Origin of the sequence: Acinetobacter pittii (assembly GCF_034064985.1) — a bacterium.
Taxonomy (GTDB): domain Bacteria; phylum Pseudomonadota; class Gammaproteobacteria; order Pseudomonadales; family Moraxellaceae; genus Acinetobacter; species Acinetobacter pittii_H.
This window is the reverse complement of record NZ_CP139249.1, coordinates 2,084,822-2,099,322: the sequence shown is the minus strand read 5'-3', so window position 1 is coordinate 2,099,322 and position 14,501 is coordinate 2,084,822. Positions and strand designations below refer to the sequence as shown.

The following is a 14,501-nucleotide window of genomic DNA, read 5'->3' as shown; positions in this document are numbered from 1 at the left end:
GTCATATATTTCTAATTTTATATTCTTGGGGAAGAAGATATGTGGGAACTTGTGAGAGCGGGTGGATGGTTGATGCTGCCTTTAATTCTATGCTCAATTTTAACTGTTGCGATCAGCATTGAACGTTTTGTTCGGTTAAGACGTTCACAAGTTCTACCCAAAGCATTAATTGATGATAGTTCTTTAAGAACTGAAGATATTGTGGAAAATATAGAACAAAATGTAGAAGTCCAGAACAGCGCATTGGCCCACATTTTAAAAGCAGGTTTTGATTATCGTGAGCATGGTGAGCAATTTGCACGTGCGCAAATGGAAGTGGCAGCTTCTCAAGAAATTTCTTATTTAGAAAAAAATATTAATTTCTTAGGAACTTTGAGTGCGGTGGCACCTTTATTAGGGCTGCTTGGTACAGTAGTCGGGATTATTGAATCATTTCTTGTGATTGATTTTGGATCGGCTGGTAGCCCAAGTTTAATGATTCCAGGTATCTCTAAAGCGCTTATTACCACAGCTGTTGGAATGTTAATTGCGATTCCAGCTCTAATCGCATATCGCTATTTCCAAAGAGTGGTGCAAGATTATGTTGCGGAGTTAGAACAGCAATCTACACTCTTTCATGCATCGTTGTTTTACAAACGTTCTTCAGCTGTGCAAGAACATCGCCGTGTTGGTTGATGGGTAGGGAACAATATGAAGTTTAAACGTTCTCAGGTCGAAGATATTCATATCAATCTAACGCCTATGATTGATTGTTTACTGTTCATTCTAGTGTTTTTATTGTTATCTACCACTTTTAATCAGCCAAGTCGCATCAATTTAACTTTACCAGATGCCCAAGGTGTTCCACCAAAACAGTACGATCACAAAATTGAAGTCGTGGTAGACTCTGCTGGTCATTATGCTGTAAATGGTCAGGCACTTTCGTCTAAAGAGGTTGCTGATCTGAGTACTGCGATTAAGCAAGTTGCTCAAGAGCGCCGTGATTTTATGTTCATCATTGCTGCGGATGCCAAAGCGTCTCATCAGGATGTAATTCGCGTTATGGATGTAGCAGGACAACTCGGTTTTGTTAACATCAATATTAGTACCAAAGTTCCTTCTAGAGGTTTTTCTGAGTGAATCAAGATTTTAAGGTTTATTTGCGTCTCATAGCCTATTTAAAACCTTATTGGGGCGTGGCCTTATTAGTACTTATCGGGTTCGGTATTAACTCAGCAACAGAAGTCTCCGTTGCTAAATTGATTAAATTTATTATTGATGCAATCCAAAATAGCAGTAGAGGTGATTTGGATTGGTTCCCATTATTAATCATTTTATTGGTTTTTTTCCGTGGTTTAGGCCTATTTATGGGCGGTTACTATACTGCGGTGATTTCACGTAGTTTAGTTTTTAGTATTCGCCAAGAAGTTTATGCCAAACTTTTAAGACTACCAGCACAATATTACCTTGATAATTCATCTGGCCATATTACTGCCAAGATTATGTATAACGTTGAGCAGCTAACGGCAGCTTCTTCGGAATCATTAAGAACCATCGTTAGGGATGGGATGATTACATTGGGATTATTGGGTTATCTGTTTTATACCAATTGGCGCCTGACTCTATGTATATTTGTATTTTTACCAGTCATTGGTGTATTGGTACGTAAAGCTTCAAAACGAATGCGAAAGCTTTCTTTACAAGTCCAAGATACGATGGGTGATGTGAATCATGTTGTTCAAGAAAGTATTAACGGTAATGCGGTAGTAAAAAGTTTTGCAGGTGAGGAGTCTGAACAAGCACGATTCTATAAGTCATCGGAAGAAAACTTAAAACGTGGTCTGAAAATGGTAATTGTGCAAAACCTGAATAGCCCCGTGGTTCAAGTGGTGATGGCTTGTGCTATGGCCCTTATTGTATGGTTAGCTTTGCGACCACAGATTTTAGGTAATACAAGTGCTGGTGAGTTCGTGGCTTATATTACAGCTGCTGGTTTATTAGCAAAACCGGTAAAAAACCTGACTGATGTTAATGAAAAGTTACAACGCGGTTTAGCTGCAGCTCACTCTGTTTTTGAACTATTAGATTTGCCTGAAGAGCAAAATAATGGCCATTTGAAACCTAAATTAAATGGTGCGATTCGTTTTGATCATGTAGCATTAAATTATGCTGATGGTGTACAAGCGATTAAAGACTTCTCTCTAGATATTCTTCCAGGTCAAACTGTAGCATTAGTTGGACGTTCAGGTGCTGGTAAAAGCTCATTAGTTAATATGTTGGTACGTTTCCAAGAAGTATCAAGTGGGCAAATTTATTTAGATAATGTGCCAATTAATGATATTGATCTTTCTTGTCTGCGTACACAAATCGCAATGGTAAATCAACAAGTTGTATTGTTTAACCGTACTGTTCGCGAAAATATTGCTTATGGTCAGTTGCAGGGTGCCTCAGATGAGGAAATTCATGCGGCTGCAAGAGCTGCATATGCACATGACTTTATTATGAATTTACCAAATGGTTATGATACTGTCTTAGGTGCACAAGGTCTCAACTTATCAGGTGGACAACGTCAGCGAATTGCTATTGCTCGAGCAATTCTAAAAAATGCTCCAATTTTAATTTTAGATGAAGCTACAAGTGCTCTAGATAATGAATCTGAACATTTTATTCAGCAAGCATTTGATGAAGCGATGCAAGATCGTACAACTATTGTTATTGCTCATCGTTTATCAACAATTGAAAATGCTGATCGTATTGTAGTAATGGATCAAGGGCAAATTGTTGAACAAGGTACCCACCAAGAACTTCTTGCAAAACATGGTGCTTATTATCAATTACATCAGCGTAATTTCGAGGATAACTAAGCATGTCATTAGCCCAGCTGATCCAAAATGCATGGAATAAGCAATCGAGTTGGTTGATTGCTTTACGTCCATTGTCTTGCTTGTATCGCGCTGGGTTCCTATTCAATCGTAATCTTTATAATTCGGGTTTTAAGCAAGTTTATAAAGCACCCGTGCCTGTGATGGTTATAGGGAATATCACAGTAGGTGGAAGTGGAAAAACTCCCTTACTAATACAACTGGTGAATTATCTACAACAGCATAATGTAAAAGTAGGGGTAATTAGTCGGGGATATGGGGGTAATGGTCCTTTTCCAATGTTGGTTACTTCGGGTGCTCAAGCAAATCAGGTTGGAGATGAGCCTGCATTAATTGTTCAATCAACAAGTGTAGCAATGGCAGTGGGTCCTAATAGACAGGCTGCAATTGAACTTTTATTAGCATCAACATCAGTAGATTTAATTATTAGTGATGATGGGTTGCAGCATTGGGCACTGGGACGACAAATCGAGTGGATTGTACTGGATCAAAATCGAGGTTTAGGGAATAAAAAATTATTACCTGAAGGCTATCTGCGAGAGCCTGTTGAACGTTTAGAAACTGGAACAGTGATTGAGCATACTCATAAACCTGCTACAGAATTAAACATGCATCTCGAGACAGGACAGCCATATTTACTCAATCCTTTGTCTAGTTCTAAACCCAATTTTAATCCTGAGAATAGTTATCACGCTGTAGTCGGGATTGGCTTTCCTCAGCGCTTTTATCAAACACTTAAAGATCTGGGTTTAAAACAATTTCAAGAGCATGCATTTCGTGATCATCATGATTACACAATCAATGATTTAATTTTTAATGACGAGCTGCCACTTATTACAACTGAAAAAGATGCAGTTAAACTATTGCCATTACTTGAAAAGCATCCTGAATTTAAACAGTCTATTTGGGTGGTTCCTGTTAAAGCCGTCCTGTCTCCACAGTGTTATGAGGTTTTAAAACAGCAATTGCAAAAACTTGATATTCAATTATCTTAGGTAGAAAAAATGAAACACATCGTCATTCCAGCACGCTTCTCAAGTTCGCGTTTGCCAGGTAAACCATTGTTGCTTATTCATAACCGTCCTATGATTTTACGTGTAGTGGATCAGGCAAAAAAAGTCGAAGGTTTTGATGATCTGTGTGTGGCAACAGATGACGAGCGTATTGCTGAGATTTGCCGTGCAAATGGAGTTGATGTAGTTCTTACCAGCGCTGATCATCCCTCAGGTACAGACCGTTTAAGTGAAGTTGCTCGTATTAAAGGCTGGGATGCAGACGATATTATTGTAAATGTTCAAGGTGATGAACCTTTGTTGCCAGCTCAACTTGTTCAACAAGTTGCAAAACTTTTGGTAGATAAACCAAATTGTTCAATGTCTACGTTGTGTGAGCCGATTCATACCTTAGATGAGTTCCAGCGGGACAGTATTGTAAAAGTAGTCATGTCTAAGCAAAATGAAGCATTATATTTTAGCCGGGCTACCATTCCTTATGATCGAGATGGGGCTAAGCATGATGAACCGACTTTACATTCACAAGCATTTCGTCATTTAGGTTTATATGCTTATCGAGTGAACTTATTACAAGAATATGTAACATGGGATATGGGTAAGCTTGAAAAGCTTGAGAGTCTTGAACAATTACGTGTTTTAGAAAATGGTCATCGAATTGCAATCGCTGTAGCCGAAGCAAATTTACCACCCGGTGTGGACACTCAAGCTGATCTTGATCGCTTAAATAATATGCCTGTTGAATCTTTTGAATAAGCGTTAATTTTTAATGAATCCGAATGTAACTTCAAAGGTTTATCCTTGGCAGCAAACAACATGGGATACCTTGACTACAAGGTTTCCCAATATTGGCCATGGTCTCTTATTTTACGGCAAGCAAGGGTGCGGGAAACATGCTTTTGCTAAGCATTTTTTAGCATGGGTGCTTTGTTTAAATAAGCAGCCACAAGGCCCTTGTGGTGAATGTAGTAGTTGCCAATGGTTAAAATCAGACACTCATCCCAATTATGTTCATATCACAACGGATGAAGAAAATAAAAAACAGAATGCAAAGATTAAAATAGAAAAGATTCGTGACTTACTACCTTTCGTACAACAAACGGGAGAAGGTTGGCGCGTTATTGTGATTGAGCCTGCTGAAGCACTTAATTTGGCATCTTCAAATGCTTTACTAAAGACTTTAGAAGAACCAGGCGAGCGTGTTGTTTTAATTTTGCTGGCTGATCACTACCTTAAATTACCAGCCACTATTCGTAGCCGTTTACAGCATTTTGCTTTGGATCGTATCTCCTACGAGCAAGCTACATCATATTTGAATGAGCATTTAACTGAACTTGCAGAAGTGCAGCCTGATTTACTGCTTGGCTTATCTAATGATATGCCTTTACAAGCAATAGAAATTGCTCAAAGTGACTGGTTTGCGAAAAGACAAATTTTCTTAAATGATTGGCTTAAAATCGTTGCTCAAAAAAATATGCCTTTATTTTTCTCAGGCAAATGGCAAAAAGAATTAAGTTTTAGTGATTTTATAATGCTTTTTGAATACTTGTTGGGTGATTTAATTTGTGTCAAGCTAAATCAGCCACAAAAAAATACTGATTTAAATTTTGATCAGTTAAGCTCATATTATGATTTAGAAAGCTTATTTAATATTTATAATGAATTACAACAAGCAAAAAAGCTTGTTGAGCAAAATGTACAAACTCAACTAATTATAGATCAGTTGTTTATAATATTAATGAATATTTAAGGGGAAGATGATGCAGCCGCAAATGGGGGGAATTATTCAGGTAAATATTCCTGATAAAGCTACTTTACAAGCAAGCTATATGGGATATGTGCAAGGTGGAGGTCTATTCGTACCATCAAAACAAAAGGTAAAGATGGGACAAGAAATTTTCATTTTGGCAACTTTGCCTGAGCAGTCTCAAAAAATTCCTCTAACAGGTAAGGTAATCTGGATCTCCCATAAGCAAAGTGGATTTAAACCTCAAGGTTTTGCTATTCAATTAAGTGGAGATAAGGGAATTTACTATAAAAACGAGGCAGAACGAGTTTTGGCTGGTAGTATGTCTCTAGACCGCCCAAGTTATGCCATGTAATTAAATAGGAAAGAAAAGTGTTTGTTGATACGCATTGCCATTTAACGATGTTAGATTTAACGCCTTATAGCGGTGATCTGGACCTTGCGCTTGCAGCAGCGCGAGCAGAAGGAGTGTCTAAGTTTATGGCAATTTCCGTAGATCTAGATGACCATATTGCACTAGCAGAAATTGCAAAAAAACATGAAGACGTTGGTTATACGGTCGGCGTACATCCTTGTGAGGATGTGGACACTATGGAACGCGCAACAACTGAATATTTAATTGACTTAGCTCAATCAGAAAAGGTGTGGGCTTTAGGTGAAACTGGACTGGATTATTATCACAGTACAGATTTCATTGAGGAGCAAAAGGCATGTTTTGCAAGACATATCCAAGCTTCAAAAATTGTAAAAAAACCAGTTGTCGTTCATACCCGTTCAGCAAAGCATGATACGGTAGATATTATTCGTGCTGAACACTCAACACATGGAATTCTGCATTGTTTTACTGAAGATTGGGAAACGGCTAAAGCTGTGCTGGATTGTGGTTATTACATTTCTTTTTCCGGTATTGTGTCATTTAAGAACGCGCAAGATCTAAGAGATGTAGCTAAACAGGTCCCTCTAGACCGTCTTTTAATTGAAACAGATAGTCCATATTTAGCCCCTGTTCCATATCGTGGTAAAACAAATGAGCCAAAATATGTGCCTTATGTAGCCAAAGCGCTCAGTGATGTATATGATAAATCGGTTGAGGAAATTGCAATGATCACCTCACAAAATTTTGAGAACTTGCTAAAAGCGATTTAGGTCATTGAAACTATATAAGAGAGTAATTGCGTGAAGATGGATCGTCAGGCTCAGTTCCGAGCAAGAGAAGTATTAATATTTCAGGTTGCGGAACAATTATTGCTAGAAAATGGCGAAGCTGGAATGACACTTGATGTCCTAGCTGCTGAGCTTGATTTAGCAAAAGGAACTTTGTACAAACACTTTCAAAGTAAAGATGAGTTGTACATGCTGTTGATTATTCGTAATGAGCGTATGTTACTTGAAATGGTTCAAGATACTGAAAAGGCCTTTCCAGAACATTTAGCTTTTTTCATGTTGCATCATTTACATCATCCTGAGCGAACAGTTTTATTTCACCAAATTGAAGAAAAACTCTCAATCACTGCTCAAGGTGTACATCATCTTTTTCATGAGCTTTATCAGGTTCGTAAACAGCGATTGCGAATTATCATTCGCATGACAGATCATTATTTAGAATCTATTCAAAGTAATATGACGACTCGTGATTATTTGGCTTCTATTTGGTCATTAACACATGGTGCAGCAGCTATTCTCAATTCAAGTTTTTACCAACGGTATTTAGGTTCAAGAGACACTTTGAGAGTGGCTTATATTGATCAGGCATTAGCCTTACCTAAACAAGCTGTTGAGCAATATGCTTAGGTCGATATGAAATCTCAATCACCTAAATCCCAAAAAGGTTTTACACTTATTGAAGTGATGGTGGTGATTGTTATTATGACCATTATGACTTCACTCGTCGTACTTAACATTGGTGGGGTTGACCAAAAGAAAGCAATGCAAGCAAGAGAGCTATTTTTGCTTGATATACATAAAATTGGTAAAGAGTCGCTTGATCAATCTCGTGTTCTAGCTTTATCTACTCTTAGTGAAACCGACGTTTCACCATTTTCTTATGAATTATATGAATATCACGACCAGAGTAAATTACAGGTTCAGGATATAAAAAATCGCTGGCAAAAATATTCAGAATTTACTACGCGGCAACTGCCTAAACACGTATCGTTTACAGTACAAACTTTAGATGAGCAAAACTATTCAAAAGCTACGAATACCGATTTAATTGGAGGGCAAGCTCCTCAGTTAATCTGGTTTGGCAATGGTGAAGCTAAAACTGTTAAAATCCAGTTCTACTTTGAGCAAAAACCAATTGGTTCAGAAATACAAATTGATCATTTGGGTAAAATAAATGAAATCTAAAGGCTTTACTCTATTAGAAGTGATGGTTGCTTTAGCAATTTTTGCAGTGGCAGCTGTCGCGCTAACTAAAGTAGCCATGCAATATACTCAATCTACCTCAAATGCAATTCTTAGAACAAAAGCACAGTTTGTCGCAATGAATGAAATTGCTTTAATGGAGATAAATCAGGAATGGCTTGAAGGTACTCAAAGTAAGCAAGTTACTTCTCAAGGCGAAACATGGCAGATTGACAAATCTGCACAATCTACAATTAGCCCGAATGTTCAGAAAGTTGATTTACAAATTAGCTTGTATGATTCTGATAAGGGTAAAGTTCAAAATGGTATTACTCACTTGGTATTTTTTAATTATCCAATGAAAGCAAAATAATGATAAAGAATAAATATTCTCGTTCTCCAAGCACTGCTTCACGTCTTGCGGTACGATCGGAGCAGATGATGAGGGGTTACTCCGAGCAAAGCTCTTCATCTTGCGCTCAGACAAAGCTTCGCTTTGTTAATCCTTGCTCAGGATTTACTTTAGTTGAGCTTTTAGTTTCAATTGCAATTTTTGCTATTTTATCTTTGTTGGGTTGGAAGGTTTTTGACTATTTATTAAAAGTTCGCGATCGTAATACTCAACATGAAGTGCAGCTATTTGAATTACAAGATGCTTATCAACAAGTTTTGCGTGATACATTGCAAATTATACCTTTATCAGCCAATCAAGGCGGGCAATTACGTCCAGCTTTAGAGATTGATAATCAAGTTCTCCGCTTTAGTAAGGCGGGTGTTACTGATCCATTAAAGCAAGGATTATCACCTTTTGAGCGTATCGAATATCGATATGATCCTGATCAAAAAAAGCTTTATCGCCTTAAATATAGTAACTTAAATACTTCAAATAGAGAGCAACCCTTATCAAGTACGCTGTTGAGCCAAGTTGAACAATTTCAAATTATGGTTTTGACACCTCAAGAAGTAACAAAGTGGCCTGAAGTTAATATTGACCCTACAAAACCTGATGAATTTAGGAAGTTGCCAAAAGGAATAAAAATGCAACTCACGGTTGCAGGTGTAAGTTATGAGTGGATTTATAGCTTAAACCAAGGTGACTTATCGCTCTCCAAACAGGGAGGTCAATAAATGTTACTCTATAAAAAAAATCAGCAAGGTGTAGCATTACTCACAATTTTGATAATGGTTGCTTTGGCTACAATTTTAGCTGCCTCTATCGCAAAGCATCAAACTAATACGATGGAAAACACGGGTTATTTGATGCGTCAAAATCAGTCATTACTCTATGCAAAAAGTGCAGAAGCTTTTTTTTCTGAATTATTAATTCAAGATGCAAATAATGCTGGTGGTATCGATCATTTAAAGGAAAGCTGGGCTCAGCCAATGCCACCTTTTCCAATAGAAGATGGAGCCGTATCGGGGCGCTTACTAGATGAGTCAGGAAAATTTAACCTAAACAATTTAACGACCAATGAAGGTAAGGTAAACGAAGCTGCTAAAAATTGGTTTGAGCGATTGCTTGTGCGTGTAGGGTTGCCAGCAGAGTTAAGTCAAGCAGTTATTGATTGGCAAGATCCAGATGACGAACCATCTGGACCTATGGGGGCAGAAAGTAATTATTATGAAGGCCTTGATCCTGGTTATTTAGCTTCAAATGCTAAATTTCATCGTATAGAGGAGTTGAAGTTGGTAAGAGGTTTTGAAGGCAAGAAATATGATTTAATCGCACCATACATTTCTGCATTACCTGAAAATACAAAAGTGAATATTAATACCGCATCGCCATTAGTATTAGCGAGTATTGATCAAAAATTGGATTTAGTGACTATAGAAAAAGAACTTCAATTACGCCAACAGAATTTAAAGTTCTTTCAAAATATTGATGAATTATGGCAATTGAATGCTTTTTCAACAGTTGATCCACAAAAGAAAACTGAAGTTAGTAGCCTTTTAGATGTAAAGTCGAACTTTTTTCAAGCACAAATTGAGGTTGTGTTGAATAATAGAAAAAGACAGTTTACAAGTGCCTTAATGCGTAGTGATAAGCAGGTTTATGTATATTCTAGAAATATAGCGCCTTTTAACTAATTGAAAATTTATGATTTATTTATTTTTGGTAGACTGTCGTGGTTTGTAATTATTAATTTTTTATCGAGTACATATTTAAATAAATATAATTTTTCTATATATGTATCTCCAATGTTTCTTCATAAGTCTTATCATACTTTTTGCTAATTGTTTCTAATTGAAAAGTGGTGCGAAATTTTCATCTTTTGCTTTATAATAATGTTCTTAGAAGGAATGATCGATTTGGCACATGTTAATTCGTAAGTTATTTAAGTTTGAAAATGCACATGTTGTACGTAACTGTACATCGGATCGTTGTAAGCGATCAATTCATGGACATAGCTATAAAGTTGAGTTATTGCTTAAAGCTTCGAAATTAGATCATGGGCAAATGGTTTATGATTTTGGACTCCTAAAGGGAGTAATAAAAGATCTTTTCGATAGCTTTGACCATGCAATCTGTTTTTGGGAAAAAGATGATCCTCAGTATATTGAGGCATGTCAGACTTTTAGTGCTCGTTGGATTTCTTTACCTGTTTCACCGTCGGCTGAACAGTTTTCACGTATTTTCTTTTATCTAGCTCAGCAAGTTTTACAATCAACAGTCACTCAAAATGGGGAAGGTGATGTTGAAGTATATTCTGTTATTGTTCATGAGACTGATACTGGATATGCTCAAAGCTTTATTGAAGATATTCAAAACGAACAAATGGGTATTTTAAGACTTGATGGAATTGTCTTTTCAGAACAAATTCAGTTAGAGTGGGCAAATCCACACATGTATGAAGACTTGAAAAAAGGGATTAGATTTAATAATCCTCAAGTTGATTTGCAAGTCGAAGTATAAATCGAATTACTTATTTTATTTGTAGAATTGAAAATTGATCTAGGATGACATTAATGCAATTAACTGAGCAACAGCAAGATAAACTCAGTAAAGTTCAATTAGAAGAAAGTTGGAAAAGATCTTTAGCACCTTTTCTATTAAGTCCTCAGATGGATAACTTGCGCGATTTCTTATTTCAACAGAAACAAGCTCAAAAAATAATATATCCACCAAGTAAGCAAATCTTTAATGCTTTAAATACCACACCATTGGCTGATGTGAAAGTTGTGATTTTAGGGCAAGATCCATACCATGGCCCAAATCAAGCTAATGGCTTAAGTTTCTCTGTTCAAAAAGGTGTTGCATTACCACCATCTTTACGCAATATTTTTCATGAATTACATACAGATTTAGGTATTCCAGCTCCTCGCCATGGTGACTTAACAAAGTGGGCTAAACAAGGCGTGCTTTTACTCAATAGTGTGCTTACGGTTGAGGCTGGACAGCCGACTTCACATCAAAAGCAGGGTTGGGAAGCCTTTACTGATGAAGTTATTGATGTTCTAAATGAACAGAGACAACATATAGTATTTATTTTGTGGGGTGCTTATGCACAGCGCAAAGGACAACGTATAAATAGAGATAAACACTTGGTTTTAACAGCCGCACATCCATCACCTCTTGCTGCAAATAGAGGGGGATTTTTTGGATGCAAAGTGTTTTCAAAAACAAATCAATATTTGAAACAACATGGCATTGAGCCCATAGACTGGCAATTGGACGCATGATGAACTCTCCCAATGTAAATAACTATCACCCGGACTTGGTGGTTGAAGAAGCAAAAAACGGCTGGCGTATAGTACGTTTGAATCGTCCTAAATCGTTGCATGCTTTAGACGAATCAATCGTAACGGCATTATTGCGTGTATTTGAAGATTTCCGTGACGATGAACAGGTTAAAGCAATTTGGTTAGACTCAACTACACCAAAAGCTTTTTGTGCAGGTGGTGATGTTAGAAAATTACGCCAACTTGTTATAAATCAAGAAGTCGATACCGCAAATAAGTTCTTCCAGCAGGAATATGCTTTAGATCTACTTTTACATAATTATGCTAAACCGGTTGTGGTTTGGGGAGAAGGTTATGTAATGGGCGGTGGTTTAGGCTTGTTTATGGCTGCACCATTTCGTCTAGTGACGCCATATTCACGTTTAGCAATGCCTGAAATTAATATTGGTTTATATCCTGACGTTGGTGCGAGCCGTTTCTTGGCAGATCGTGGTCCAATAGGTTTGTTTACGGGTTTAACCGGTTCAATCATGACTGCTGCTGGAGCATATAGCATCGGTTGGGCAACACATATTTGTGAAGCACAGCGTGATAATGTTTTGCAAAAAGTTTTAAATATTAATTGGGCTCATTATCCTGCAGGGGATTTCCGAGCAATTGATGATACTTTAAATAGTTTGCACCGTCCTGTTGCGGCAGGTCCATTGCAAAACTCACTTGATGTAATTCATAGCGTTTGCCGTGGTTTCAATTTTGAACAAGACTATCAAGCGATTGTTAGCTTGCGTGATGCGAGCAGTGATTGGTTACGTCAAGCGAGTGAGAATTTGCAAAAAGGATCTCCTAGTACCGCGGCAATTACTTGGTTACTGTGGCAATGGGGCAAACAAATTCACTCATGGGATGAAGTGTTTGATCTAGAGGCTCAGATTTCTGAGTGGAAAATCCGTCATCCTGACTTTGTTGAAGGTGTACGCGCACGCTTGGTAGATAAAGACTTATCACCAGAATGGAAGCAATGTGATGATCTCAGCTTAAGAGGTATTTTGGCTGATTGTCCACCAGTCACTTCAATAGATAGCTGGAATGCCTTACTTAGACAACACGGTGTGCTCACCTAAAATAAATGACTGAATATAATGATGAATACTGGATGCAGCTTGCTTACGAGCAAGCTGAATTAGCTGCTCAGCAGGGTGAGATCCCCGTTGGAGCAGTTTTGGTGAGCCAAAATCGAGTAATTGGATCGGGGTATAATGCTCCAATTACTTTATTAGATCCGACTGCACATGCAGAAATTCAAGCTATCCGTGCAGCATGTTCCTCTTTAGAAAATTATCGATTACCCGAAGATACAACTTTATATGTCACTCTTGAGCCATGTACTATGTGTGTAGGTGCGCTCGTACATGCAAGAATTAAACATGTAGTTTTTGGTACGCCAGAACCTAAAGCAGGTTCTTTGGTAAGTGCACGTCAGTTATTACAGCAAGGTTATTATAATCATAGGTTTACATTTCAGAATGGTTGTCTACAAGAAAAATGTGCTCAACAGCTTAGCTATTTTTTTAAACAAAGACGTGAGCAAAAGAAACAAGAGAAACAACAAAAAACGTCTTTAAATGATTAAAAATTAACACGCTCTTATGGCAAACTAACGCGGTTTTAATGCCATGATTCTATTTAATAGGACGATCTAATGCGTAATGTAATTACCGTAAAAAAAGAATTTAATGCTCCTCTTACCGATGTATTTAACTTGCTCTCTAAGCACTCAACTTACAATACTGCCTTTGCACCTTTACAAGTTGTGCGTATTAAAGACTCCGCAGATTCTAAAAGACCTGATGGTTTGGGCTCAGTTCGACGTATGGGATTTGGTCCAATCAAGCCACTTAAAGAAGAAATTACATTGTTGGAAGAAAATAAAAGTATTGAGTACAAATTGATAGACAATCCTTTGATTAAACACCATTTGGGTAGAATCGAGTTTTCTGAGATTACCCCATACATTACTTTAGTTACATACCGCATCGAGTTAACGGCAAAGGCGCCAGTGGTAAGTAAATTAATCCTTGCACAGCTAAAACTAGCCATTACACTAGGCTTTTCGAGATTAGCTAAAGCAGTTGCTTCTTAGTGAGAGTTCAATGACAGTTCAAATTATTACTATTGATGGTCCGAGTGGTTCGGGTAAAGGAACATTGGCTGCAAAACTTGCAGCACATTATCAATATCATTTACTTGATTCGGGTGCCTTATATCGTTTGTTAGGGTTGTCATTACATAAACACGATTTATTAGAGAAATTAGATAGTCAGCTTGATGAATGTATTCAATATGCACGTCAACTGGATATTAAATTTGAGACTTCTGCATCAGGGATTTTGGTTTTCTTGGATGGAGAAGATGTGTCTCAAACAATTCGTACAGAACGAGTTGGTGAATACGCATCGAAAGTTGCAGTGATTCCAGAGCTTAGACAGGCGTTATTCGAAAGACAAAGAGCTTTTGCGCAAAATCCTGGTTTAGTTGCAGATGGCCGTGATATGGCAACATCTATCTTTCCTGAAGCAAATGCTAAAATTTATCTGACAGCTTCGGCTGAATCGCGTGCTGAGCGTAGAGTAAAACAGTTGCAGGGTATGGGGCTAGATGCTAAAATAAACGACATTTTAGCTAATATACAGGCACGAGACAAAAGAGATATGGAGCGAGAAGTTGCTCCGCTCAAGCCAGCCAAAGATGCTTATATCATTGATAGTTCGGAATTAACGATCGATCAGGTATTTAAGTTAATGGTTGATTATGTCGATAGCCGTACTATTTAGTAAATAGAATTATCAGTTGAAGCAT

At 37.5% G+C, this 14,501-nt stretch carries 19 protein-coding genes; all 19 read left to right on the top strand.

From position 1 onward, the window contains the following. The first annotated feature begins 39 nt into the window (after positions 1-39). The 19 genes from SOI76_RS09990 (at position 40) to cmk (ending at position 14,476) form a co-directional block, all read left to right on the top strand. Positions 40-675 carry a MotA/TolQ/ExbB proton channel family protein gene (locus SOI76_RS09990; protein WP_104079537.1) on the top strand — a complete coding sequence of 212 codons (636 nt, stop codon included), beginning with the start codon at positions 40-42 and terminating at the stop codon, positions 673-675. A gap of 15 nt (positions 676-690) precedes the next feature. Then, positions 691-1,119, top strand: coding sequence for an ExbD/TolR family protein (locus SOI76_RS09985; protein WP_031948167.1), 429 nt, complete (start codon positions 691-693; stop codon positions 1,117-1,119). Continuing rightward, positions 1,116-2,843, top strand: a complete 1,728-nt coding sequence (msbA, locus tag SOI76_RS09980; RefSeq protein WP_104079538.1) for a lipid A export permease/ATP-binding protein MsbA — start codon at positions 1,116-1,118, stop codon at positions 2,841-2,843. Before SOI76_RS09985 ends, msbA begins: the two co-directional genes overlap by 4 nt. 2 nt (positions 2,844-2,845) lie before the next feature. After that, positions 2,846-3,856 (top strand): tetraacyldisaccharide 4'-kinase, encoded by a 1,011-nt coding sequence (gene lpxK / locus SOI76_RS09975; RefSeq protein ID WP_104079539.1) that lies wholly within the window; start codon positions 2,846-2,848, stop codon positions 3,854-3,856. Positions 3,857-3,865: 9 nt separating this feature from the next. Further along, on the top strand, positions 3,866-4,627 hold the full coding sequence (kdsB, locus tag SOI76_RS09970; RefSeq protein ID WP_104079540.1) for a 3-deoxy-manno-octulosonate cytidylyltransferase: 762 nt from the start codon (positions 3,866-3,868) through the stop codon (positions 4,625-4,627). Between the two features lie 13 nt (positions 4,628-4,640). Further along, positions 4,641-5,621, top strand: coding sequence for a DNA polymerase III subunit delta' (gene holB / locus SOI76_RS09965; protein ID WP_104079541.1), 981 nt, complete (start codon positions 4,641-4,643; stop codon positions 5,619-5,621). A 10-nt stretch (positions 5,622-5,631) separates the two neighbouring features. Further along, the gene (gene pilZ / locus SOI76_RS09960) at positions 5,632-5,973 is read left to right on the top strand and encodes a PilZ domain-containing protein (RefSeq protein ID WP_104079542.1); all 342 of its coding nucleotides are present in this window, start codon (positions 5,632-5,634) and stop codon (positions 5,971-5,973) included. A 17-nt stretch (positions 5,974-5,990) separates the two neighbouring features. Next, entirely contained in the window at positions 5,991-6,764 is a 774-nt protein-coding gene (gene ycfH, locus SOI76_RS09955) for a TatD family hydrolase (protein ID WP_104079543.1), read from the top strand. Between the two features lie 36 nt (positions 6,765-6,800). Further along, positions 6,801-7,409 carry a TetR/AcrR family transcriptional regulator gene (locus tag SOI76_RS09950; protein ID WP_016141197.1) on the top strand — a complete coding sequence of 203 codons (609 nt, stop codon included), beginning with the start codon at positions 6,801-6,803 and terminating at the stop codon, positions 7,407-7,409. A 6-nt stretch (positions 7,410-7,415) separates the two neighbouring features. Further along, a complete protein-coding gene (locus SOI76_RS09945; protein WP_032053797.1) occupies positions 7,416-7,967 on the top strand; it encodes a type II secretion system protein in 552 nt (183 codons plus the stop codon). Beyond that, positions 7,957-8,337 (top strand): type II secretion system minor pseudopilin GspI, encoded by a 381-nt coding sequence (gspI, locus tag SOI76_RS09940; protein WP_002121425.1) that lies wholly within the window; start codon positions 7,957-7,959, stop codon positions 8,335-8,337. Before SOI76_RS09945 ends, gspI begins: the two co-directional genes overlap by 11 nt. Continuing rightward, a complete protein-coding gene (gene gspJ / locus SOI76_RS09935; protein ID WP_104079544.1) occupies positions 8,337-9,092 on the top strand; it encodes a type II secretion system minor pseudopilin GspJ in 756 nt (251 codons plus the stop codon). The genes gspI and gspJ overlap by 1 nt, the downstream gene beginning before the upstream one ends. Next, entirely contained in the window at positions 9,093-10,052 is a 960-nt protein-coding gene (gspK, locus tag SOI76_RS09930) for a type II secretion system minor pseudopilin GspK (protein ID WP_104079545.1), read from the top strand. A 229-nt stretch (positions 10,053-10,281) separates the two neighbouring features. Beyond that, entirely contained in the window at positions 10,282-10,878 is a 597-nt protein-coding gene (locus SOI76_RS09925; RefSeq protein WP_104079546.1) for a 6-pyruvoyl trahydropterin synthase family protein, read from the top strand. A 53-nt stretch (positions 10,879-10,931) separates the two neighbouring features. Further along, entirely contained in the window at positions 10,932-11,645 is a 714-nt protein-coding gene (ung, locus tag SOI76_RS09920; RefSeq protein ID WP_032053803.1) for a uracil-DNA glycosylase, read from the top strand. Then, positions 11,642-12,766: an enoyl-CoA hydratase/isomerase family protein gene (hibch, locus tag SOI76_RS09915; RefSeq protein WP_104079547.1), complete on the top strand. Its 1,125-nt coding sequence runs from the start codon at positions 11,642-11,644 to the stop codon at positions 12,764-12,766. The genes ung and hibch overlap by 4 nt, the downstream gene beginning before the upstream one ends. 5 nt (positions 12,767-12,771) lie before the next feature. Then, a complete protein-coding gene (tadA, locus tag SOI76_RS09910) occupies positions 12,772-13,275 on the top strand; it encodes a tRNA adenosine(34) deaminase TadA (RefSeq protein WP_104079548.1) in 504 nt (167 codons plus the stop codon). 69 nt (positions 13,276-13,344) lie between these two features. After that, positions 13,345-13,785 (top strand): SRPBCC family protein, encoded by a 441-nt coding sequence (locus SOI76_RS09905; protein WP_032053807.1) that lies wholly within the window; start codon positions 13,345-13,347, stop codon positions 13,783-13,785. Between the two features lie 10 nt (positions 13,786-13,795). Further along, positions 13,796-14,476, top strand: a complete 681-nt coding sequence (cmk, locus tag SOI76_RS09900) for a (d)CMP kinase (protein ID WP_104079549.1) — start codon at positions 13,796-13,798, stop codon at positions 14,474-14,476. Positions 14,477-14,501: the final 25 nt, after the last annotated feature.